Annotated in this window: 25 protein-coding genes and 1 tRNA gene; 19 read left to right on the forward strand and 7 right to left on the reverse strand. The window is 43.9% G+C overall.

Annotated elements, in window-relative coordinates:
• Positions 1-111: 111 nt before the first annotated feature.
• The 10 genes from ACFQPF_RS00590 (at position 112) to ACFQPF_RS00635 (ending at position 11,927) form a co-directional block, all read left to right on the forward strand.
• Positions 112-585 carry a DinB family protein gene (locus tag ACFQPF_RS00590; RefSeq protein WP_379744944.1) on the forward strand — a complete coding sequence of 158 codons (474 nt, stop codon included), beginning with the start codon at positions 112-114 and terminating at the stop codon, positions 583-585.
• Positions 585-1,355: an SDR family NAD(P)-dependent oxidoreductase gene (locus ACFQPF_RS00595; protein WP_379744947.1), complete on the forward strand. Its 771-nt coding sequence runs from the start codon at positions 585-587 to the stop codon at positions 1,353-1,355. Before ACFQPF_RS00590 ends, ACFQPF_RS00595 begins: the two co-directional genes overlap by 1 nt.
• Before the next feature lie 340 nt (positions 1,356-1,695).
• On the forward strand, positions 1,696-1,974 hold the full coding sequence (locus ACFQPF_RS00600; protein WP_379744950.1) for an HU family DNA-binding protein: 279 nt from the start codon (positions 1,696-1,698) through the stop codon (positions 1,972-1,974).
• Between the two features lie 169 nt (positions 1,975-2,143).
• Positions 2,144-4,003 carry a PAS domain S-box protein gene (locus tag ACFQPF_RS00605; protein WP_379744953.1) on the forward strand — a complete coding sequence of 620 codons (1,860 nt, stop codon included), beginning with the start codon at positions 2,144-2,146 and terminating at the stop codon, positions 4,001-4,003.
• A 56-nt stretch (positions 4,004-4,059) separates the two neighbouring features.
• Positions 4,060-4,323 carry a hypothetical protein gene (locus ACFQPF_RS00610; protein WP_379744956.1) on the forward strand — a complete coding sequence of 88 codons (264 nt, stop codon included), beginning with the start codon at positions 4,060-4,062 and terminating at the stop codon, positions 4,321-4,323.
• A gap of 220 nt (positions 4,324-4,543) precedes the next feature.
• Positions 4,544-6,289: a metallophosphoesterase family protein gene (locus tag ACFQPF_RS00615; protein ID WP_379744959.1), complete on the forward strand. Its 1,746-nt coding sequence runs from the start codon at positions 4,544-4,546 to the stop codon at positions 6,287-6,289.
• Between the two features lie 203 nt (positions 6,290-6,492).
• Positions 6,493-6,921, forward strand: coding sequence for a chemotaxis protein CheW (locus ACFQPF_RS00620; protein ID WP_379744962.1), 429 nt, complete (start codon positions 6,493-6,495; stop codon positions 6,919-6,921).
• Positions 6,918-8,606, forward strand: coding sequence for a methyl-accepting chemotaxis protein (locus ACFQPF_RS00625; RefSeq protein WP_379744965.1), 1,689 nt, complete (start codon positions 6,918-6,920; stop codon positions 8,604-8,606). The genes ACFQPF_RS00620 and ACFQPF_RS00625 overlap by 4 nt, the downstream gene beginning before the upstream one ends.
• A gap of 266 nt (positions 8,607-8,872) precedes the next feature.
• Positions 8,873-9,391, forward strand: coding sequence for a BsuPI-related putative proteinase inhibitor (locus ACFQPF_RS00630; RefSeq protein ID WP_379744968.1), 519 nt, complete (start codon positions 8,873-8,875; stop codon positions 9,389-9,391).
• Between the two features lie 364 nt (positions 9,392-9,755).
• Positions 9,756-11,927: an ATP-dependent Clp protease ATP-binding subunit gene (locus ACFQPF_RS00635; protein WP_379744971.1), complete on the forward strand. Its 2,172-nt coding sequence runs from the start codon at positions 9,756-9,758 to the stop codon at positions 11,925-11,927.
• Positions 11,928-12,019: 92 nt separating this feature from the next.
• Here ACFQPF_RS00635 and ACFQPF_RS00640 read toward each other — a convergent pair whose 3' ends face one another.
• The 3 genes from ACFQPF_RS00640 to ACFQPF_RS00650 form a co-directional block, all read right to left on the reverse strand.
• On the reverse strand, positions 12,020-12,136 hold the full coding sequence (locus ACFQPF_RS00640) for a putative holin-like toxin (protein WP_379744974.1): 117 nt from the start codon (positions 12,134-12,136) through the stop codon (positions 12,020-12,022).
• Between the two features lie 370 nt (positions 12,137-12,506).
• Positions 12,507-12,689 carry a hypothetical protein gene (locus ACFQPF_RS00645; protein WP_379744977.1) on the reverse strand — a complete coding sequence of 61 codons (183 nt, stop codon included), beginning with the start codon at positions 12,687-12,689 and terminating at the stop codon, positions 12,507-12,509.
• Between the two features lie 690 nt (positions 12,690-13,379).
• The gene (locus tag ACFQPF_RS00650; protein ID WP_379744980.1) at positions 13,380-13,613 is read right to left on the reverse strand and encodes a hypothetical protein; all 234 of its coding nucleotides are present in this window, start codon (positions 13,611-13,613) and stop codon (positions 13,380-13,382) included.
• 133 nt (positions 13,614-13,746) lie between these two features.
• On the opposite strand from ACFQPF_RS00650, the gene ACFQPF_RS00655 reads away from it, so the two are divergent.
• Positions 13,747-13,995, forward strand: a complete 249-nt coding sequence (locus ACFQPF_RS00655; RefSeq protein ID WP_379744983.1) for an HPr family phosphocarrier protein — start codon at positions 13,747-13,749, stop codon at positions 13,993-13,995.
• A gap of 12 nt (positions 13,996-14,007) precedes the next feature.
• Here the strand turns inward: ACFQPF_RS00655 and ACFQPF_RS00660 are convergent, their stop codons facing one another.
• Together ACFQPF_RS00660 and ACFQPF_RS00665 are read right to left on the reverse strand one after the other, a co-directional pair.
• Positions 14,008-14,943, reverse strand: a complete 936-nt coding sequence (locus ACFQPF_RS00660) for a nucleoside hydrolase (protein WP_379744985.1) — start codon at positions 14,941-14,943, stop codon at positions 14,008-14,010.
• A 154-nt stretch (positions 14,944-15,097) separates the two neighbouring features.
• Complete coding sequence (locus ACFQPF_RS00665) at positions 15,098-15,259, reverse strand: YjcZ family sporulation protein (protein WP_379744988.1); 162 nt, start codon at positions 15,257-15,259, stop codon at positions 15,098-15,100.
• A 199-nt stretch (positions 15,260-15,458) separates the two neighbouring features.
• On the opposite strand from ACFQPF_RS00665, the gene ACFQPF_RS00670 reads away from it, so the two are divergent.
• Positions 15,459-15,734, forward strand: a complete 276-nt coding sequence (locus ACFQPF_RS00670; RefSeq protein ID WP_379744991.1) for a hypothetical protein — start codon at positions 15,459-15,461, stop codon at positions 15,732-15,734.
• A 37-nt stretch (positions 15,735-15,771) separates the two neighbouring features.
• On the opposite strand, the gene ACFQPF_RS00675 is transcribed toward ACFQPF_RS00670, so the two are convergent.
• Positions 15,772-16,011, reverse strand: coding sequence for a DUF2164 domain-containing protein (locus tag ACFQPF_RS00675; RefSeq protein WP_379744994.1), 240 nt, complete (start codon positions 16,009-16,011; stop codon positions 15,772-15,774).
• 162 nt (positions 16,012-16,173) lie between these two features.
• On the opposite strand from ACFQPF_RS00675, the gene ACFQPF_RS00680 reads away from it, so the two are divergent.
• Positions 16,174-16,344 (forward strand): aspartyl-phosphate phosphatase Spo0E family protein, encoded by a 171-nt coding sequence (locus ACFQPF_RS00680; protein WP_379744997.1) that lies wholly within the window; start codon positions 16,174-16,176, stop codon positions 16,342-16,344.
• Here ACFQPF_RS00680 and ACFQPF_RS00685 read toward each other — a convergent pair.
• Complete coding sequence (locus tag ACFQPF_RS00685; protein WP_379745000.1) at positions 16,341-16,535, reverse strand: hypothetical protein; 195 nt, start codon at positions 16,533-16,535, stop codon at positions 16,341-16,343. The genes ACFQPF_RS00680 and ACFQPF_RS00685 overlap by 4 nt on opposite strands.
• Positions 16,536-16,700: 165 nt before the next feature.
• Here ACFQPF_RS00685 and ACFQPF_RS00690 point away from each other — a divergent pair, with 165 nt between their 5' ends.
• The 6 genes from ACFQPF_RS00690 (at position 16,701) to ACFQPF_RS00715 (ending at position 21,360) form a co-directional block, all read left to right on the forward strand.
• Positions 16,701-17,531 carry an aldo/keto reductase gene (locus ACFQPF_RS00690; RefSeq protein ID WP_379745003.1) on the forward strand — a complete coding sequence of 277 codons (831 nt, stop codon included), beginning with the start codon at positions 16,701-16,703 and terminating at the stop codon, positions 17,529-17,531.
• 331 nt (positions 17,532-17,862) lie between these two features.
• On the forward strand, positions 17,863-18,810 hold the full coding sequence (locus ACFQPF_RS00695; RefSeq protein WP_379745476.1) for a ring-cleaving dioxygenase: 948 nt from the start codon (positions 17,863-17,865) through the stop codon (positions 18,808-18,810).
• A 1-nt stretch (position 18,811) separates the two neighbouring features.
• A complete protein-coding gene (locus ACFQPF_RS00700; protein ID WP_379745006.1) occupies positions 18,812-19,420 on the forward strand; it encodes an alpha/beta hydrolase in 609 nt (202 codons plus the stop codon).
• Complete coding sequence (locus ACFQPF_RS00705; protein WP_379745009.1) at positions 19,421-20,032, forward strand: flavin reductase family protein; 612 nt, start codon at positions 19,421-19,423, stop codon at positions 20,030-20,032.
• A gap of 124 nt (positions 20,033-20,156) precedes the next feature.
• Positions 20,157-20,232, forward strand: a tRNA-Arg gene (locus ACFQPF_RS00710).
• A gap of 138 nt (positions 20,233-20,370) precedes the next feature.
• Positions 20,371-21,360, forward strand: a complete 990-nt coding sequence (locus ACFQPF_RS00715) for a TAXI family TRAP transporter solute-binding subunit (protein WP_379745479.1) — start codon at positions 20,371-20,373, stop codon at positions 21,358-21,360.
• The last annotated feature ends 92 nt before the right edge of the window (positions 21,361-21,452 follow it).

Below are 21,452 nucleotides of genomic sequence, written 5' to 3' on the forward strand. Positions count from 1 at the left end.
ATTGGCAGCTTGCCTAAAGAAAAGTACCGGACCCCTTTACTGTTTCCCCCCATTTTTTTGCATAATTTGCTAAACTGAAAGAAACAGACAAACCAGAAGGGGGAGATTGTGATGAAAGATACGGTAAATAAACTATCACAGTGGAAAAGCGATGTGCTGCGAATAGGGGAGAGTGTGTCAGATGAAACATGGAACATGCCGATTGAGGCAGGGAAATGGAGCATTCGCGAAGTAGCCGGACACATGCTTTATTGGGACCTCTATTTGAACCGTGAAGGACTGCCAGCCATTTTAAACTCACAAGGTATCGTGTTTCCTAACCATGATGAATACAACGCACAATCTGTCCACTACATAGACGGAAAATCTAAATCGGAAATTGTCAACGAAGCAGCTGAGCAAAGAGATCGACTGCTAACCTCCCTGGAATCTCTCTCAGAAGATCGCTGGATGATTCCGATTTCGATAAATGGTGTTCTAACGGATAACAGTGGAAATCCCTATACATTGAACGGTTTAATGCTAGAATTTGTTGGACATGACCGCCATCATGTCTCTCAAATAAAAGCGATGGTGACGGTGTGATGAGATACCTTCCCTCTTTTACCCTCGAGAGCAGAACGGTCCTGGTTACAGGAGCAGGCAGAGGCATTGGCCGTGCGCTTGCCATTGGAATGGCTGAAGCAGGAGCAGATCTTATTTTAGTATCAAGAACAAAAGCAGATCTAGAAAGCGCTGCTGCAGAGATTGAAAGAATAGGTCGACGAGCATGGGTGTTTACGTGCGATGTTACAAAAAAGGAAGATGTTATGTCAGTCTTTCAACAAATAGATGAACAAGCCATTGCCCTTGATATTCTGGTAAATAATGCAGGCATGAATATTCGAAGCAAAGCGCTTGAAGTAACCGATGAAGAATGGAGCACCATCATGAACACGAACCTGCGCTCATCGTTCTGGTTCGCACAAGAGTCCGGCCGCAGGATGAAAGAAAGAGGCGGCCGCATCATCACGATCGCATCCGTTGCAGGCACGGTCGCATTGCGAACAGGTGTCGTCTACGCCGCTACGAAAGCAGCCCTCATCCAAATGACGAAGAACCTTGCTCTTGAATGGGGAACGCACAACATAAACGTGAACGCCATCGGACCCTGGTATTTTAAAACACCGCTCACGGAAAACTTGCTTTCTGATGATGACTATCTATCTGATATTCTCGCCGTCACACCGCTTAAGCGCGTGGGAGAGCTTCCAGAGCTAGTCGGACCAGCCGTTTTTCTCGCTAGTGAAGCGGGCGGCTATATAAATGGCCAGACGCTGTTCGTTGACGGCGGCATGACGATTCAAGGGTTTTAGAAAAATTATGTGAATCGAACCTTCATTTTGATTTATTTGCGAATCTGGAAAGTTTATTTGTTATTTATGAATTTGATAAGTTTATTTGCAACTTGAAAATTTTGTTAGCAGCCGTGAAATTTGTTTATTTTTGACCATACTTATTTGGTCCGATCAATATTTATTTGCAGCAATCTCCACCGGATGTGTTCGCTTTCATTGTGCACCCATTACTTCTAAGAACTCTTTTTAATGTTTTATAAAATATTCAAAAAATTTCGTGGCAAGATGTATATTTGATGAAAACCGGTCCATAATGGCTAATAAGAAACGCCATTTTAGTATATTAGGAGGTTTTATCATGAGAAAAACAGATTTAATTGAGGCGGTCAAACAGGCGACTAACTTGAATAAAAAAGATTCAACTCTTGCAGTAGAGGCGGTGCTTGAAGCCATTACTTCAGCACTTAAGCAAGGAGAAAGCGTTCAGCTGATCGGCTTTGGTACCTTTGAAACACGCAGCCGCAACGCACGTAAAGGGCGCAATCCACTAACAGGTGAAGAGATCCAAATTCAAGCAAGCAGCGTACCTGCCTTTAAACCAGGAAAATCGCTAAAAGAAGCCGTAAAAGCAGTATAAATGACATTCAGCAAAAAGCACTTTCGGGAATTCCGAAAGTGCTTTTTGTCATTTTATGGCGTAAAGGCAATGAATTTGTCGTTCGTTTTTTTGAAGATGGCAAAGGAAAAAGGAAGTTAGTATCCAATTAGTACAATCGGGGGATATGCAAATAAGAGGGTGATGACGAATGATTAGTCTGGATAACGAATTGTTGCCGCCGCTGGGCACATTTAAGAGAATGATAGATGTTATACCTGAGTTTATCTGCATTAAGAAACCGGATGGGACATGGCTTGAAGCTAACCAGTTCGCACTGGATATGTTCGGCATACAAATAGAGAACTACAGAGGAAAGTCTACGGAGTTCCTGCAAAGCCACCTAACCGCTGCAACCATTCATCGCTGCCGGTTAAGCGACCATGAGGCATGGGAAAAGCGAGCGGCAGTAAAAACAGTGGAGGAAATCGAGACACTGCATGGCAGCAAAATTGTGCTGGAGCTCGTCAAGCAGCCCACCTTTGACCGAGACGGAAACCCGCTCATTTTAATTATTACGGGCCGTGATATTACACCGCATAAACAAAAAGAAGAAGAATTAAGTGTTGCGCTTGATTTGCTGGAATCTGTTCTCAAAGGGGCGACCGATGCCATCCTGATTTTAAATACAAGAAGAGAATGCATTAAGGTGAACGAGGCGTTTGAAAAAATGTTTGGCTGGACTGAGGAAGAGTTCATTGATTTTGAGGATGAACCGCCTGTGATCACACCAAATCATTTGCGTGAGGCTTCCAACAAGATTATGGAGCAGCTGCAGGAAGGAACATCCATCCCGATTTATGAGACACAGCGAATCAAGAAAAACGGTGATATGATCGATGTGTCTGTGTCCTTCTCCACTATTTCTGACATGGAAGGAAGGCTCATGGGCTTTGTCATCATATACCGTGACATCTCCTCACAAAAGAAGGTCGAACGGGCACTGAGAGAAAGCGAGGCAAAATACAGGCTCATCGCCGAGCACTCGACAGATCTAATCGCTGTTATTGAGCCTGACGGAAAGTTTCAATATGCATCGCCTTCGTACAGCCACGTGCTTGGCTATTCAAGTGATATATTAGACTGTTCACTCGTTGATCTTCTTCACCCAGATGATACCGAAGACTTAATCAATTGCTTTACTCAAGTGCTAGTGAAGAAGCAGCCATTTCAGGTGGAGTTCTGCTTAAAGCATGTGCATGGACACTGGGTAACTGTAGAAACGAACGGTGTCCCGATCTTAAACGATCACGGAAGGGTTGAGAGTATTGTCACGTTCGGCCGGGATGTGACAAAAGCAAAGAAGACAGAAGAATTGATCCGCAAATCCGAAAAGCTTTCCGTACTAGGAGAGCTTGCTGCTGGTGTCGCGCATGAGATTCGTAATCCCCTCACATCGCTTAAGGGCTTCACGAAGCTGCTTCATGAAGCGGACGGTGAGATCAAAGGGGAATACTTGCGGATTATGGAGTCTGAGCTGAACCGCATCAACGAGATTGTAGGAGAACTCATGCTGGTGGCTAAGCCTCAGGCAGTGAGTTTTGAATATGCAAATTTAAGCGAGATCATCAACAGTGTGGTGCTGCTTCTTGAAACGCAGGCTATCATTAAGAACATACAAATTATAGTTAAAATGGAGAAAGATTTGCCTCCTGTATACGGTGTGGAAAATCAGATCAAGCAGCTGTTCATTAACTTGCTGAAAAACGCGATTGAGAGCATGGAAAACGAGGGAATCATTACATTAGAGCTGGAGAGGAAGGAATTGGCCGTTCAAATGACCATCCAAGATCAAGGGTGCGGCATTCCAAAGGATAGGCTTAAGACTCTTGGTGAACCTTTTTATACGACAAAAGACAAAGGCACGGGACTCGGATTGATGGTTTGTTTTAAAATTATGGAAGAGCATTCTGGCGAGATTGAGTTTTCGTCTGAAGAAGGCAAGGGAACGAGGGTTGAGGTGCTGCTTCCGACGCATCCTCCTGCGCGGCCGTTTAAAACACACCGATAAATGGCGTTTAATATGCGCCACGCTTGCCCACACTGATACAAAAGGAGTGTGGGGACATGGAGAGGTATCGTGTATTCTATGTTTATCGGATCAAGAACCTATCGTATCTGCACGTGCACGGCATGGATATGAAAGAAAAGAAGCTGTTCACTGTGCTGCTTTACGCGCCTGATAGCGGCATCGATTTTCATGCGGGAACAAAAAGCTATCCTTCTGAGCTTATTGACACGCTGAAAGCAGAAGGTGATCGAATTGAATCAGGACATTACGACATCGTGCAGTGGGAACCAGACCTTTTTCAAGAGCAGCAACTATCATAAATACTTCATCGTTTGCCTGTCAGCCTCTTTTTAGCTGACAGTTTTTTTTATTGTACAGTATCAAACAGTACGATAACTAGTGCTTTGTCATTTAAGGCTTCTTTCAGCACCTTACCTATCTTTACCATTATATTCTGCGTTAATATTTAAACTGGTGTAACAATGCTGTAACAATCGCTTGCTATCCTCTTGGTAATTCAACTGAAAGGAAGTGCAGCCAGTGAACTGGAAGCGTAATGCGGTAGTGCTAGCAACAGCTTCATCACTTGTATTGCCGATGGGACATGCTATGGCATTGCCATCTGTTGATAAGCAAGATGGTGGGATTGGCAACACCACTCATTTTTTAGATGAGGTTCCTAATATAGCAGTAGATCCGAAAGTAGACAACATCATTTATCCTTTAATGGCTACTCCAGCTATTAAGAAAAAGGGTACAGATTTAACGGTGAAAATCGATACACAAGGAAAAGACCCTGCAGGCTGGGATGTTTCATTGAATCCAACGGAAAACGCCAAGGTTGATGGAGAGTTCAAGCTTCCGGTAAAATCTGTTCAAAAAAGCTCGGAATATTGGAAAAACAGTGATTCTGTTTACGCGGTCACGGTAACGATTCCTGCTGATGTTGCAGAAAACCTGTATGATATGAAGGTTTCTTATACTGCAAATGGGACACGTGTAACAGATGATGAACCTAACTCCGTGAAAGTAGTGGATGAATTTAAAAAGGATTTTAATTTCATGCATCTTACGGATATTCACGTAGGTTCTCCAAGAAACATCGCGAATCCGGCTAACGCAACTGAAGCAGGAATGTGGAATCCGGATAAGTCAAAGCGCTGGCTCTATCTTCAAAAAACAATTCGTCAAGTCAACCTGTTAAAGCCAGACTTTGTCGTGATGACGGGAGATTTGATGTATGGCCAGATGAACCCGCAGGAATATATTTATGAATATGAAGAAACATATAGAATGCTTAAACAATTTAACGTGCCTGTCTATATTGTGCCTGGTAACCACGATTATTACGCACAAGACGCAACACTTGCAGATGGAGCAAAATATTGGGAGCAGTATTTCGGACCGCAATATTTCTCCTTCGATTACGGTCCGTATGCTCATATGATCGGCTACAATTCATTTGACTGGCATAAATTTGACCGTCAAGGGCACGGTACGGTATCCGTTCCAACTTGGGGCGGCCAAATCCGCGATGAGCAGATGAATTGGATTAAGGATGACTTGGCGAAAAACACCGCGAACGCGCAGTCTGGCCAAGTAAAAGGGCTGTTCTCTCACCATAATCCGATTTGGCGTGACCGAGACATTTGGCCTTCGTCTGACAGCGAAGTGCAGGAATATTGGAAGGAATATGATGCCAAGCACAACCCGAGAAGCTTAACGACGTTAATCAAGGGTGAAAAGTTAGGCATCAAATATGATCAGCAATGGCACGGTGAAGGATCACATGAACTGATCGACGTGATGAAGCAGAACAACGTGAACATCTCATTGCACGGTCACACGCATATCGATAACATTACTGAGCAGGACGGCATCCTTTACTCGACGACAGCATCGATTGAGCTAAGTGCTAAGCCCTGGGTCGGTTACCGTATGTTTGAAAAAGATCCAGCGAGCAGTAACTTTAATGGCTATGTGTATGAAGGACCGGACCGCTCTATGTCCGTTTATGAAAATGGTGATACGGCTGCAGGAACGGTGAGCTTCAGCATTGACTATGCTTTGCCGAACGACGGTACACAAGTCACACAAACAGCTACTCTGACGAACCGCTGGAACAAAGCGGCGACAGTATATGTTCCTTTCTATATGAAGCAGGGGACTTACACGCCGTCAGCTGGAGAGGTTTCGCAGTCACAGCTTTACGGAACGAAGCAATTTGTTGAGGTGAAAGTGACGGTTCCGGCTAACACCACTCGAAAAATTGAATTAAAGCGTTAATGAATGTCAGAAGAGTGTCCCTTTTAATGGTGGCACTCTTTTTTTACGTTAAGAATTGGAAATATGGCATCAGCCTACTTAACTTAACTTATCTTTATCAATCAATATGCAAGCCAGACTGTTTCACGTTTAAGGAATTCATTAAAAAAAATAACCATCACAGCCGATATAAAACGAAACAGTGTTAGGAAGGACTGGGAGTTATGATGGCTGCAGCCAAGAAATGTATTATCGTTAAAGCTGGGGTGGATGATTTCGCACTTTCTGTAGATCATGTGTCCTCGATTGAGAAAGCTCAAATGACGTCGGGTACAGCCGAAATTAGAGGAGAAAGCATCCACGTGGTTTCTCTTAGGGACTTAATGAATTCAGCTTCGACAGAAGACCGAGCAACGACAGCAGCAGGAAAGATTGTAATAGTGGAAAGCAGCGGAAAAAAAGCGGGTCTTTATGTCGATGAAACAAGCACCGTTAAAGAAATGATTGAGCTTGCCTATCCTCTTCCGGCTGAGCTTGGCATGGAAACGGGCAGTATGGTGAACGGTGTAGTACAGCTTGATGATCAGCTTGTCATATTGCTTGAAATACCTGAAATTTTGAACGAAATAGAAGAAATGGGGATCATGGGATGAAATGGACACTTCGCAAGAAAATAACAGGATCATTTCTAATTATTGCTTTTCTGTTTGCAGGAGCGTCAGGCATGTTTTACTATTACCTTAAATCAATGGAATCATCTTATAATGATTTACTTGGAAGGCGCAGCGCAATACTGGCGAATGTGAATGAAATTCAGCTTCAGGCTTCTATGCAGAACAGCAGTATGCGTGAATATTTACTATCACAGTCGCTCGACAGCCAGTCGAAAATTGGGCAAAGCGGCGGAAATATTGAAAAGCTTGTTCAAGAAACCCTTCAGCTCGTCCAAGCAAAAGAAGAGCAAGATAAATTAAAAATGATCAGCAGCTTTAATCAAGAATATATGAATAAAGTAAAAGGGACAGTTGCTACAGCATCAAGTGACCTTGTTAAGGCGCGTGATGAGGCGAACGATCATGTCTATCCAATCGGACGCAACATACAGGCTCTTACGGAACAAATGGCTGAGCGCCAGCAGAAGCTGATGGAAGAAGGAAATCAGCAGGCAATGGCTTTAGTGGAGGAAATCATTATAGTGGTTTCCATATTAGGAGTATCTGTTGTGGCATTAGCTATCGCAGCGGGATCTATTATCTCTAGAATGATTTCTAATCCTGTGCGCCGAATGACGGCTATGCTCCGAGACATCGCGGATGGAGATTTGACGATGGATCCTATTTCAGTAAAAAACAAAGACGAAGTAGGGGACTTGGCAGACGGCATCAATAATATGGGAACAAACCTCGCCAAGCTGATTCGCCAGGTAAGAGTAAGTGCCGAGCATGTCGCATCATCTGCTGAAGAGCTAACTGCAAGTGCGGGTCAAACGGGGTTAGCAACCGAACAAATTGCCGCAGCCGTTCAAGAAGTTGCAGGCGGAACACAGCTTCAGGTCAGAAGTGTAGAGCAGATTGTAGAATCCATTGCAGAATTGAAAGAAAACACGGAACAGATTGCAAGCAGCATCATTAGCATGAACGAGGTATCTGCTGATTCCCTTTCAGCTGCAGCGGGGGGCAATGAAACCATCACCAAAACGGTGAAGCAAATGAATGTGATTCAAAAGACCATCTCCGAAACAGCACAGGTTGTTAAAGGACTCGAGGATAAATCTGAAGAGATCAACAAGATTGCAGAAGTGATCACCGATATCTCTGGACAGACGAACCTCCTCGCATTGAACGCTGCGATTGAAGCAGCCCGTGCAGGCGAACATGGTAAAGGGTTTGCAGTTGTCGCGGATGAGGTCAGGAAGCTTGCTGTCCAATCAGCGAATTCTGCCAAGCAAATCGGGGAGATTATTGATATGATTCAGAGTCTTACAGAACAGGCTGTTAAAGCAATGAGAAAGGGAACATCTGAAGTCGATCATGGCATGGATTATGTAAGAGAGTCAGGTGAAGCGTTCACGTTGTTAAATCAGTCGGTTACGGTTGTATCCAAGCAGGCGGAGGAAGTGGCAGCAGCGGCTGAAGCTATCCGTTCCAGCACAAGTCTTGTCGCTGAATCTATCGGTTCCATCTCGCAAATGGCTGAATCCGCGGCAGCTACTACGGAAGAAGTATCCGCATCGACTGAAGAACAGCTCGCTTCAATGGAAGAGATTATGTCCTCGTCAACCGCATTGGCGGATATGGCAGAAGGATTGAATGATTCCATCAAGCAATTTAGAGTGTAAATTATTAATCCATTTACTGAAACCGGCTGATGTTACATTCAGCCGGTTTCCATTTTACTATAGGAAAAATAATTTCTTGCAAAGATAATTACTCAATTTAGGCATTTCTTTATAAAAAGGATTAGGGGATTTATAAGCGAATGTTACGAATGAAGGGAAAAGCTGTTTTTAAAAGTGGTCTTTAAGGAAAGTATCTTTATAAGTGGATTAGCGGTTTTTAATGAAATGTATGAATTTGGCTTACACTATTCATTGAGGTGAAGACAATGAAAAAAGTGATTTTATCCACTGCCGCTATCTGCCTTATTTTAGCAGCAGGATGTGGAACAAAGGAAGAACAAGGAAAACAGAAAGGAGAAGCTGTGATGGGTGACGGACAAAGAAATGACGGGGAAAAGGGGAAAGAAAAACGTCCAGAACAACAAGGGATTGTGGCAGGTGCCATAGAGCCCTCACTTTCTATCTTAGAGGACAAGCCTGGACAGGTCCTGCTTCGCTATGAACTAAAAAATCAGACGGAAGAAGTGAAGGTGTTTCAGTTTACTTCAGGCAAGCGTTACGACTATACTGTAACCGACAAAAGCGGGAATGTGGTATACGAGTTTTCTAAAGAACATATGTTCATGCAGGTTTTAAACGAGGCGACAGTGAAACAGGGTGATTCATATGTGCAGGACATCCTGATTAAAGATCTCCCACCAGGCAAGTACAAAGTGGAAGTCTGGCTTACGGCAAAAAATGAACCAGAAGATTACAGAAAAACCATTGATATCGAATTGAACTAACCATAAAGGGGCTGAATGCATAGTGCATGAGGCTCTTTTTTATATTTTAGAAAGCATCATTTTATACGGGAAAAAGTCGACGTAGTCAAAAGTTAAGGAAAGATGGATACGCGCCCTTAAGACTGACTGAAAGGCTTAGATTCAGCCAAGTTTTCTTTCATTCTTAGGATTTATGGACTATAAAAGAGGGAAACGTATTCGTAATCCTTTCCCGCGAATCATGAAATTGAAAAACTATGAAGCAAAGTACTTGAAAGTCAAAAAAGGTCAAAGTATAATACAGTCATAAGGTCAAAGAAAGTCAAAGTCAACCTTACTTACGACAGCCTTACAACAAGTACTTACAATTTAAGGAGGAATGGTCATGCGTTGTGAACAATGTAATGCAAATCCTGCCTCAATTCACATGAATGTTTCATATAACCAGACAAGAAAGCAATATAAGCTATGCACGGATTGCTACCATAAAGTCAAACAGGAAATGAACGCGGGAGGTAATGGTATGAATTTCTCTTCATTTGATGATTTATTTAAACAAATGATGCAAAACGGTCAATCTTTCGGATTTCATCAAGGCAGCCAGCAAGGTCCTGCTACGAAAGAGGGAGGACGCGGTGGATTTATTGATAAATTCGGCCGAAACTTAAGTGATGCTGCTAAAGCGGGATTAATCGATCCAGTCATCGGCCGGGATGAAGAAATCAGCCGTGTGATCGAAGTGCTTAATCGAAGAAACAAGAACAACCCTGTGCTTATCGGTGAGCCGGGTGTTGGTAAAACGGCAATCGCTGAAGGCTTGGCGCTTAAGATTGCGGAGAGCAAGGTACCGGCAAAACTGCTGAACAAAGAAGTGTATTTGCTGGACGTCGCTTCACTCGTTGCCGATACCGGTATCCGCGGACAGTTTGAAGAACGTATGAAGCAGCTGATTGCTGAATTAAAGAAGCGCAAGAATGTGATTCTATTTATCGATGAAGTGCACCAGCTAGTCGGAGCGGGCTCTGCTGAAGGATCGATGGATGCGGGCAATATTTTAAAGCCGGCACTCGCACGTGGCGAGCTCCAGGTCATTGGTGCGACAACGCTTAAAGAATACCGCCAAATTGAAAAGGATGCTGCCCTTGAACGCCGCTTCCAGCCGGTGATGGTTAAGGAACCGACACCAGAAGAAGCGCTTGAAATATTAAAAGGACTGGCGCCTCGATACGAAGAGTACCACAATGTGCGTTACAGTGCTGAAGCGCTGCAGGCGTGTGTGCAGCTGTCGCACCGTTACGTGCAGGACCGCTTCCTGCCTGATAAAGCGATCGATTTGATGGACGAGGCAGGCTCTAAAGCAAACCTTCTTCACGAAACAGGTGAAGTATCAGCTATAGAAGAGCGTCTGCTCACCATTGGAAAGGAAAAGGAGAAAGCGGCTCTTGATGAGGATTATGAGCGTGCAGCCAAACTCCGCCAAGAGGAATTGCAGCTAGAAGAAAAATTAAAAGCTAAAGAAGAAGAGAAAAAATCGGCGATTGTTGAAGTGGAATCCATTCAGCATATCGTTGAGAAGAAAACCGGCATTCCTGTACGCAAGCTTCAGGTTGATGAGCAGTCTAAGCTTAAAGGCTTGAAAGACAGACTTGCTGAAAAGGTGATCGGACAGGAAGAAGCTGTGGAAAAAGTAGCGAAAGCCGTAAGACGCAGCCGTGCTGGTATTAAGTCAAAAAACCGGCCGATTGGAACGTTCTTGTTCGCAGGTCCAACAGGTGTTGGTAAGACCGAACTGACTAAAACGCTCGCTGAGGAACTGTTCGGTGACCGCGATGCGATGATCAGGCTTGATATGTCTGAATACATGGAAAAGCATTCCGTATCTAAGCTGATCGGATCGCCTCCTGGATACGTGGGGCATGAGGAAGCAGGGCAGCTGACTGAACAGGTCCGACGCAAGCCATACAGCATTATCCTGCTCGATGAGATTGAAAAAGCGCACCCGGATGTGCAGCATATGTTCCTGCAAATCATGGAAGACGGAAGACTGACCGACAGCCAAGGCCGCACAGTAAGCTTTAAAGATACGGTTATCATTATGACAAGCAATGCAGGCGCAGGTGTGAAACAGATGAAGCCGCTCGGCTTCGCTGGTGAACGGGAATCGAAAGAGGTGAAAGAGTCGGCGATACTCGATGTGCTTGGCAGCTATTTCAAGCCAGAGTTTTTGAACCGCTTTGACAGCATTGTTCAATTCCAGTTATTAAAAGAAGAGCACATGGTCAAGATCGTGAACCTGATGCTTGCTGATTTAAAAGAGCAGCTGAAGGAGCAGGATATAACGATTGAAGTAACAGATGAGGCGACAAAAAAACTCGCTGAACTAGGGTACCACCCGGCATTCGGTGCGCGACCGCTGCGTCGTGTTATACAGGAAAAGATTGAGGATGCCGCTACAGACATTGTGCTGGATGCTGAAGAAGAAATCACAGGGATTAAAGTGGATGTGGATACAGGTGAACTTAGAGTTGCAAAGTTAAATGTAAGAGATACAAAATGATTTTTCAGCGCCAACACTAGAAGGATATAATCAAAAAAAAGCTGCACAAAATGTGCGGCTTTTTAGCATTTAAGTAACATTCTTTCTCTGCTTTATGAATTGTCTTTGGAGCGGATGATGGTAAGAACAAGCATTGAAAACCCGACCATTAAAGACATCGCTTCGAATACTGTCATAACCCATTCCCTCCCTTTCAACATTGGCTGCATTCATTGTGATGATTAGAGAGATACCCTGTTAGGTAATTCCTATTTTATCCAATTTGTCCGCCGTGAACAAGATTCAAAGTAACTAATTTGCTTCTATGAGAGTGGGGAATTAGGTATGGTTTGAGAGACATTAAAAAGGGCTGAGATACAAGGTACAGACTTTATACCTAGAAAGCATTCTATTTTTAATCATGGCTATGTGCTAGAGAGGATAAGGGGTACGGCTTTACTTTTTATGGAAATAATTTAGGGCACATGTTGTATGACTTATGAATCTTATCAATTCATCCTGTTCATGCGATACTATAAATACCCCTATACATATGGAAGCGCCCAGGCTGATTAGCACTGAGGCGCTTCTTTTTCTGTGTTAATTTACGGATATTTGAGTGATGGTTATAAATGATAATGGGCAGTTAAATTGCTGGGCAATTTTCTTTTGTACCATTTCATGTACGAGCTTCTGTTTAATGTCCACTTGGAAGATGATATTACCGCTAGTCCGCTTGCTCCCATCATGCTGCATCTCGAAACAGACGTGTAATTTGGCCATATCAGAATTCTCCTTCCTTTGACATCTTTTGTTTATTTTACGAATATTCCGTCAATTAATAAAGCATTTTGTTGGTGTTTCTGCAAAACAGGTAAAAAGGCCTTCACTAAAAAGGGCTTGTCCATTCTGATCATATTTGTTGCCTATACACGACTGTCCCTGTCCATCTTCTTTCATGCGCATATGCTGAAAAGGAAAGAGATTTATGTTGACAGGAGGTTATTGCATGAGCCGTCAAGCGTATAGCGTTTGCTGCCAGTATCTAGGTCAAAGTGTGAGAATCGTGTGCCATTGCGGAACCGATTACTATGGAACCATTCAGAAGGTAGACAATGAAAAGGTATATATTCAACCATATCGAAATGAAGGTGGCAGGTGGTTTATCGGACCCGCACTGGTTGGACTCGCCTTAGGAAGTATTGCAGGAATTGCCCTTACCCGCCCCCCTTATTATCCGGTACCGTACCCCTACCCAGTGCCTTATCCTTACCCTTATTCACAATAAGTAAGAACGTCCATTCACCGACAACTTACAAAGAAATGCCCCCTGGCTGAAGTAATCTGCAGGGGGTGATTTTTTTTAAAAGGGAATGTCTCTTGTACTCATATTCACAAGGGGAATTATTCTGCTCGAAGTTTGCGACCAGCTATTGAATTAAAAAATACCTCACTTAGCTGTAGCTGATTGTGTCAATGCATTAGATTCAGATCATTTTCATCATCTATAAAGTTGGCGATGCTGCCTCCTTCATAATAATAGGGCTCGTTGTCATAGAGCCAGCCTTGATAAGCTTGATAATCATCATGAAAATTTCCGCTGAAAAAGCGGTGTTCAACTTCGTTTGTTTCCGTGTTGATCAGCACAATTCCGCGGTAAGACTCGCGGTCTGGTTCATCATAATCGCATGCAGCATAAAAGGGCATTCTCTTCTCCTCCTGTTTAGGGGCTATAACAGTAATGTGGCAGAATAGGAGAAATTTCATACCATATTTTCCGTGCTCGTTCATACAATGGTTGGTATAACGATTTGGCCAAGCGGCTAGAGGATGAGACACGATGAAAACGTATTTTCTGCTCCCGGAAAAGATGGATTCCCTTAGAATTCAAAGCATGGTACAAAAAGCGAATGAGTTTGAACATTGCCAGATTTTTTTAGAATACAAAGAGCTGAAGCTTAATGCGAAAAGTTTGCTGAGTATGAGTTTGTTAAGCGGTGCAGAAGGGATGTGCTGTCTACACGCAAATGGTAAAGACAGCTTGGAAGCACTTGAATCCATACGTGCTCTGTGCACCTCTGTTATATAAAGAGGAGCTCTATTAGCCCATGCCGCTCATTATACGAATAAAATTGGCTCGAAACGCCTGGTAATCAAATTGAAGGATAATATGCTGCTTCCGTCCCTGTTCGTCAGAAGCGCGCGGCCTAAAGTCAGCGACACTTAACCCTTTATCGCTCAAGCTCGTTTCTACCATGACTTTTTTGCTCACATAACGCACTTTGTCTGGATTCATTAACGCCCATAATGTAAAGACATCATGCATGGGTGTACCTTGTATGCCAGGAACAAATTTTTGATAAGCCTTATAATAGAAATCAAATATTGGCTGCATGAGGTAAGTAAAAGGGAACGTGGATTGCTCGGTAATTTTACGAATATCATCAGGTGTAATGATGGCATAATTCGTGACATTAAGCGGTGTAATCGTGATTTGCGGGGCATTGGCGATGACCACATTGGCAGCAACGGGATCACCGTGAAAGTTGGCCTCTGCCAATGGCGTTACGTTGCCAGGCACGAGAAAGGCGCCGCCCATTACGTAAACATCCCGTACACTTTCCATAATGGTGCTGTCAAGAATATAGGCGGCCGCGAGTGATGTTTGGCGTCCGACGTCGACTATCGTTACCTGTTGGTACCGGTTAATCACATCATATAGGATACTGAAGTTGTTCAGCGTACCAGGCAAATTTTCAGGAGGCTTAATCGGTCCGAGTCCGTCTGGTCCGTGAATTTCAGGATAATACACATCGTATTCTCCTGTCAGGGAGCGAGTCGCTCCGCCGATCACTGGAATGTCCAGCCGGTTGGCGAGGCTGAGCAAATAAAATGTATTCTGAATCGTCTGTTTCCGGCTGACGTTGCCGTATCCGCAAACGATACCGATTAAATTGATCTCTGGATGCAATAGGGCATAAATAATCGCAAGTGTATCATCTATACCCGGGTCGCCAAACAGCAGTACGTTCTTCATGACAGGCACCTCCTGACATAGTATATGGCTCAACGATTGTGAGAGAGCCTATCCAAGAAAAATGTCAAACGTTTTATCATAAAAGTGTTTATAGGTACCTAAAAACAAAAAAACGCCAGGGGAGGCGTTTTTTTGTTTGCAGCTCGACTAGCGATCAGTCGCACTTATTATGATGTGTGTAAGCTGTACCGACGATAATGAGAAGGATGAATAGAACGACGATGATGGCAAAACCACATCGGCCAAACCCTCCACCTCCACAATATCCATAACCGCCGTACATTGGTGCGTTTGCTAAAGGTGCATTTGCATACATTCTAATTTCCTCCTTACGATTAACTTGCTTTTTCGTTTCTGTATATTATATGGAATAACTGGAAATCAGGTATAGGCGAATGCCCGGATGGACAGTAAATAGGCATTTAGGCCATGTTCTTGTCATCGGAATGTTAAACAGGAAAGGTTTTGAAAACAGGTCATAAAGGGAACGTTAAGTTTAAAAGGAGGGGTTGCACATGAATTCGACTTATCGTGGAAACCGTTATAACTGGATGCTCGTTGGGCTCGGCGCTTCACTTGCCGTGTGGCTTACTTCCAAACCAAACCGCATTAAAACAAAGTCAATGATGAAGGATGCCAAGCAAAAATTTATGCCTTCAAAAATTCAGCGTACGAAAGCGCTGCCTGTTGACAAGGGCGGTGTACCTGATCCATATGATACGGATGACAACAAAATGGTCGACGAAGGATCCATGTATGCGGTGAACTATTACAATGAAAGAAAGCAGTAAATGAAAACCCGGAACAGCAAGAGCCGTTCCGGGTTTCTTACGTTCTTCTTTTCAGTGACTCTAAATCTTCCTCAAGGTTCATCATCTTATCTTCCGTCATCTTTTTGGCATCGTCTACGCCTTTGTTATAAAGATGAGGCCCTATGTTTTCAATCACGAACTGCAGCAGCCCTTCAGCGGCCAGCTCGCCAATCTCTTCTCCGCGTTCATCCCAAAAGTAGGATTGAATACTGCGTATGGCTTCGCTCTTATCTTCCTTTGACCATTTCATCAGCATAGCGAAATCTTCCTTTTTGTCGTTTTTTTAATAAGAAAAGAAACAGATTTTGTAACATTATCACTTCTTTTGCAGAATCTATTTTCTTCTCAAATAAAATTATACATAATAGTGTAAGACATTTGTTGAGGAAGCTATCTTGATAAAAAGGAGTGCATAACCATGCCTACTTTGGACGTTACAAAAGCGGATCTGCAAAAGGATATCGGAATGAAGAAAAGTGAGTTATTAAAGCTGGCTGCTTTAAGCGGATTTACGAGTAACGAAACGGTTCGATGCAGTCAGGAGCTCGACCAGCTGCTCAATTTGTACCAAAAAAAGTTTTGCTGCTAGAATTCTTTATCGAGGATTAGTTCATCTGTAAGCTGGTCAATCCGAAACAGGATGGCCTTTTTCGTGACGGCCGGATAATTATTGCGAAATTCGTTCAGCAGCTCAAGAATTTCCCTGATGAGCGTCATATCTTGTTCAGGAGCCTGCTTTTGATCCAGTCTCCGAATTAAATCGATCACATTATCCTTCACGAGAAAACACCTACTTTTCGTTAATAGAAGTCTCCATCAATGTTTCAATATATATAGAATTCAATGGCATATTGGAAATCCCTTCAAAAGTCGAAATGTTTCCTTTACATGTGAAAATGTGACAAAATGGTCTTCGAAACCTACATGTGAAAGGGATGATAACTGATGCCAGCAAATCTGCAGGATACCGTGACATTACATAATGGAGTGAAAATGCCTTGGTTCGGCCTTGGGGTGTTCAAAGTAGAAGAAGGAACAGACACGATTTCTTCTGTAAAAGCAGCGATTAAGAACGGGTACAAATCAATCGATACCGCGGCCATTTATAAAAACGAAGAAGGTGTGGGTCAAGCGATTGCAGAATCAGGAGTATCGCGTGATGAGTTATTCATTACAACGAAAGTCTGGAATAAAGATCAAGGCTATGAAACAACATTAGCCGCCTTCGACGAGAGCATGAAAAAACTGGGACTAAAATATTTGGATCTTTACCTTGTCCACTGGCCGGTTAAAGGAAAGTATAAAGAGACGTGGCGCGCTTTAGAAAAGCTCTACAAAGACGGAAGGGTCCGCGCGATCGGGGTATCTAATTTTCATATTCATCATCTCGAAGATATTCTAGCTGACTGCGAAATCAAGCCGATGGTGAATCAAGTGGAATACCATCCGCGCCTCGCGCAAAAAGAACTGCTTGAATTTTGCCGTAAAAATGAAATTCAGCTTGAGGCATGGAGCCCTCTTATGCAAGGTGAACTGCTCGATAATGAGGTATTAAAGGAAATCGGGGACAAGCACGGCAAGTCTGTTGCACAGGTTATCCTTCGTTGGGATCTGCAAAACTGCGTGATTACCATTCCTAAATCCATTAAAGAGCACCGCATTGCAGAAAACGCCGATATCTACGATTTTGAACTAAGTGCTGAAGAGATGGAGAAAATCAATAGCCTTAATCAAGACCGCCGCATCGGACCGGATCCGGATAATTTTGACTTCTAATAAAAAGAAAATTTTTTAACGCTGTTTTTTAATTCGGAGAGGATGTTTCATTGAGGGACCTCTATATAGGTGGTTTACCGGAAGAAGAGACAGCTTTACAGATTGCCATCCTGCTTTTAGCAGGGTGGTTTTTCGTATCTTAAGGAAGTATAACTTTTAAAGCAGTGAAGGAATTCGACGCAGTCAAAAGTTATCGAGCAAAAATAAGGGCAAATAAGGCTGACTCATAAGAATAGAGTCAGTCGTTTTATTGTTTTTATAGTTACTTGACAAAAGTAAGTAAAATGGATATGATCAAAGTACATAATCGATTCAATAAAAGAAAGGATGAATTTATATGAAAACAGCTGGCATCCATCACGTAACAGCGATAGTCGGAGATCCGCAGGAAAATGTGGATTTCTATGCCGGGGTGCTCGGACAGCGTCTCGTCAAGAAAACGGTCAATTTTGATGATCCTGGGACATACCATCTTTATTTTGGAAACGAAGGCGGAGAACCGGGGACGATCATGACATTCTTTCCTTGGCCAGGCGCGTATCCTGGCAGGACCGGTAGTGGCCAGGTCGGTGTCACAAGCTTTGTTGTGCCAGATGGGGCACTCGCTTTTTGGGAAGATAGGTTGAAAAAATTTAATGTGAGCTTCGAAAAGACATCCCGTTTTGGCGAGGAGTATCTTCAGTTCATTGACCCCCACGGTCTAAATCTGGAGATTGTGGCGCGAAAAGACGGGAAAGACAGTGCCTGGTCATTCGGCGGTGTACCGGCAGACAAAGCGATTAAAGGATTTGGCGGCGCTACATTATTTTCTGCTAAACCAGACAAAACCGCTGAATTGCTGGAGAATGTGATGGGTCTTGAAAAGATAGGAGAAGAAGGGGATTATGTGAGGTTCCAGTCAACGGCTGATATCGGCAATGTGATCGATATAAAACGTTCTCCCGAAGCGCCAGGGATGATGGGAACGGGAACAGTTCACCATATCGCTTGGAGAGCGAGCGACTATGACGACCATGAACAATGGAAGCACCATGTTGCACAAAGCGGATACGGTGTGACAGACGTCATCGACCGCCAGTATTTTAACGCGATTTATTTCCGTGAAGAAGGGAACATTCTCTTTGAAATCGCCACAGATCCGCCAGGCTTCACAAGAGATGAATCTTTTGAGGAGATGGGCAAGAACTTGCTTCTGCCGCCATGGCTAGAACCTCACCGCCAGCAGATTGAAGAAAACCTGCTTCCCGCACAGGCGCGTGTATTAAAGGAGGACAAGTAAGATGAAGCACATTTTTAGAAAAGGAAATGATGAAAAGAAGCCAGTCCTGCTGCTGCTGCACGGCACAGGCGGGAACGAGGAAGACCTCCTTCCGCTCAGCGGAATGATTTCTCCAGAATCGTCTGTACTGAGTGTTCGCGGAAATGTTTTGGAAAACGGCATGCCGCGCTTTTTCAGACGTCTCTCGGAAGGTGTGTTTGATGAAGCGGATCTAATTTTCCGCACGAACGAACTGAACGACTTTTTACAGGAAGCGGCAGAGCGGTATAATTTTGATCGTGACAATGTGGTCGCTGTCGGCTATTCAAACGGTGCCAACATTGCCGGTTCCATGCTGTTTCATCACGAAAAGAGCTTAAAAGGAGCGATCCTTCACCACCCGATGGTGCCCCGACGCGGAATCGAGATTCCGAGCTTGGCAGGATTGCCTGTCTTTATCGGTGCAGGAAAAAATGACCCGATCTGCCCAGCGCATGAAACAGAAGAGCTGGAGCAGATGCTCTCGCAAGTGGGCGCGAAAGTGGAAGTGAAGTGGGAGCAAATGGGGCATCAGCTCACCCGTTCAGAGGTGGAAGCTGCAGCCGAATTTTTCAAGAAGGAGTGGCTGTAGATGATAGCCATAGACCCTGGTTTGCTTGACGCGAAAGAGAACTACAAGTTTCTGACGGGCAGCATTATTCCGAGACCGATTGCTTTCGTCACATCTGAGACAGAGAACGGTGTACTGAATGCCGCTCCGTTCAGCTACTTTAACATTGTCACAGCCGATCCTCCTCTCATTTCCATCTCGGTCGGCAGGAAAAACGGAGAGATGAAGGACACTTCCCGCAATATTTTGGTAAACAAAGAGTTTGTCGTCCATATACCGGATGAAAGCTATATTGAGGCTGTCAACGTGACGGCGGCGAGCTTGCCTCCTGCTGAAAGCGAGGTTGAGCTTGCTGGTCTCACACCGGTTAAAAGCACAGCCATCTCGGTTCCCGGAGTAAAGGAAGCGAGCATTCGTTTGGAATGTGTGCTGCAGCAGAGCATCCCGCTTGGCGGCACAAATAGCAAGCCATCAACAGACCTGATAATTGGAAAAGTGGTACACTATCATATCAGCGAAGAGCTGTACGATAAAGGGCGCATTGATGCTTCAGGATTAAAGCCAATCGGCCGTCTTGCTGGTCATGATTATATGAAGCTTGGTGAGCGGTTTTCCATAGAACGTCCCAAATAGCAGCGGATGCCTTCAACTGTATAGAGTTGAAGGTTTTTTCTTACTGGACAGAGAATAAGGGGCTCTCTCATTAATTTATGCTTGTCGAGAGGTTGAAAAGTGACTATAATGATTAATGTCACATGGCTCCGTAGCTCAGTGGATAGAGCGTCGGTTTCCTAAACCGTGCGTCGCAGGTTCGATTCCTGCCGGGGCCGCCATATCGTACCTACTACTTTTCTAAAGATGCATATGCATTTTTCAGGAAAGTTTTTTTATTATCGCGATGTAAAGAAAATTATGAAAATTATTATAACTGTGATAACATAATATTGTAAATATTTACATAAGAGGAGGCTATTATGAAAAAGGGATTTGGATTAATTCTTACAGGTATGCTGGCGTTTTCTTTGGCGGCGTGCGGAGAAAAGGTAGAGACAAAACCGGCGGGATCGGAGAACGGGACAGGCAGTAAAGAAAAGTCAGAGAAAATTTCCATCGTGACCGGCGGAACCGGCGGTACCTATTACCCGCTTGGCGGCGAAATGGCCAAAATCATAAAAGACAATGCCGGTTACGAAACGAGCTCTCAAGCTTCTGGAGCAAGTGTAGAAAATATGACACTCATCCAGGACGGTGAGGCAAACCTTGCTTTCACACAGACCGATATCGCAAGCTATGCCACGGAAGGGAAAGAGATGTTCAAGGACGGCAAGCTTGATAAGATACAGGCGATCGGTACACTGTATCCGGAAACGGTTCAGATTGTCACACTTAAAGATTCTGGCATTAAGTCAGTGGATGATCTAAAGGGGAAAAAAGTGTCTGTTGGAGCACCAGGAAGCGGAACATATGCGAATGCTGAGCAGATTTTGAAAGTTCACGGCATTACAATGGATGATATTAAAGCGCAGCACTTGTCATTTGATGAGTCAGCGGAAGGTATACAGGACGGCAACATTGACGCTGCGTTCATTACAGCGGGAACACCAACCGGAGCGGTTGAAGCGCTGTCGGCTTCCAAAGGTGTAACGGTCCTCCCAATCGCGGATGATAAAATCAAAGCACTGATGGACGAGCACAAATTTTATATTGAAAACACGATTGAATCAGGCACGTATAAGCTAGAGTCCGAAGTGAAGACAGTAGCGGTTTTGTCGATGCTTGTGGCGAGCAAGGATTTGAGCGAAGACACAGTGTATGAAATTACTAAGGCTATCTTTGAGAACACAAGCAAGATTACACATGCCAAAGGAAAGCTCATTAAAGGCGAGAACGCGCTGAACGGAGTGGGCATCGAGCTGCATCCGGGTGCGAAAAAGTATTTTGATGAAAAGGGCATTAAATAAAGAAAGGACATGGTCATGGGCTGAAGATTTTCTTTAGCCCATGTCTTTCTTATGAAAAGACTACTTTTGTATGCTTTAGTCATCAGTTCCCT

The organism is Fictibacillus iocasae (genome assembly GCF_042665465.1).
GTDB lineage: Bacteria > Bacillota > Bacilli > Bacillales > Fictibacillaceae > Fictibacillus > Fictibacillus iocasae.

Bases quoted from the DNA above. Each gene is read 5' to 3' on its own strand.
- ACFQPF_RS00635 (WP_379744971.1), top strand. From the start codon at position 9,756: ATGCGTTGTGAACAATGTAATGCAAATCCTGCCTCAATTCACATGAAT.
- ACFQPF_RS00595 (WP_379744947.1), top strand. From the start codon at position 585: ATGAGATACCTTCCCTCTTTTACCCTCGAGAGCAGAACGGTCCTGGTT.
- ACFQPF_RS00655 (WP_379744983.1), top strand. From the start codon at position 13,747: ATGAAAACGTATTTTCTGCTCCCGGAAAAGATGGATTCCCTTAGAATT.
- ACFQPF_RS00625 (WP_379744965.1), top strand. From the start codon at position 6,918: ATGAAATGGACACTTCGCAAGAAAATAACAGGATCATTTCTAATTATT.
- ACFQPF_RS00675 (WP_379744994.1), bottom strand. From the start codon at position 16,011: ATGCTGATGAAATGGTCAAAGGAAGATAAGAGCGAAGCCATACGCAGT.
- ACFQPF_RS00640 (WP_379744974.1), bottom strand. From the start codon at position 12,136: ATGCAGCCAATGTTGAAAGGGAGGGAATGGGTTATGACAGTATTCGAA.
- ACFQPF_RS00660 (WP_379744985.1), bottom strand. From the start codon at position 14,943: ATGAAGAACGTACTGCTGTTTGGCGACCCGGGTATAGATGATACACTT.
- ACFQPF_RS00690 (WP_379745003.1), top strand. From the start codon at position 16,701: ATGCCAGCAAATCTGCAGGATACCGTGACATTACATAATGGAGTGAAA.
- ACFQPF_RS00670 (WP_379744991.1), top strand. From the start codon at position 15,459: ATGAATTCGACTTATCGTGGAAACCGTTATAACTGGATGCTCGTTGGG.
- ACFQPF_RS00645 (WP_379744977.1), bottom strand. From the start codon at position 12,689: ATGGCCAAATTACACGTCTGTTTCGAGATGCAGCATGATGGGAGCAAG.
- ACFQPF_RS00630 (WP_379744968.1), top strand. From the start codon at position 8,873: ATGAAAAAAGTGATTTTATCCACTGCCGCTATCTGCCTTATTTTAGCA.
- ACFQPF_RS00700 (WP_379745006.1), top strand. From the start codon at position 18,812: ATGAAGCACATTTTTAGAAAAGGAAATGATGAAAAGAAGCCAGTCCTG.
- ACFQPF_RS00590 (WP_379744944.1), top strand. From the start codon at position 112: ATGAAAGATACGGTAAATAAACTATCACAGTGGAAAAGCGATGTGCTG.
- ACFQPF_RS00705 (WP_379745009.1), top strand. From the start codon at position 19,421: ATGATAGCCATAGACCCTGGTTTGCTTGACGCGAAAGAGAACTACAAG.
- ACFQPF_RS00650 (WP_379744980.1), bottom strand. From the start codon at position 13,613: ATGCCCTTTTATGCTGCATGCGATTATGATGAACCAGACCGCGAGTCT.
- ACFQPF_RS00600 (WP_379744950.1), top strand. From the start codon at position 1,696: ATGAGAAAAACAGATTTAATTGAGGCGGTCAAACAGGCGACTAACTTG.
- ACFQPF_RS00605 (WP_379744953.1), top strand. From the start codon at position 2,144: ATGATTAGTCTGGATAACGAATTGTTGCCGCCGCTGGGCACATTTAAG.
- ACFQPF_RS00680 (WP_379744997.1), top strand. From the start codon at position 16,174: ATGCCTACTTTGGACGTTACAAAAGCGGATCTGCAAAAGGATATCGGA.
- ACFQPF_RS00610 (WP_379744956.1), top strand. From the start codon at position 4,060: ATGGAGAGGTATCGTGTATTCTATGTTTATCGGATCAAGAACCTATCG.
- ACFQPF_RS00620 (WP_379744962.1), top strand. From the start codon at position 6,493: ATGATGGCTGCAGCCAAGAAATGTATTATCGTTAAAGCTGGGGTGGAT.
- ACFQPF_RS00665 (WP_379744988.1), bottom strand. From the start codon at position 15,259: ATGTATGCAAATGCACCTTTAGCAAACGCACCAATGTACGGCGGTTAT.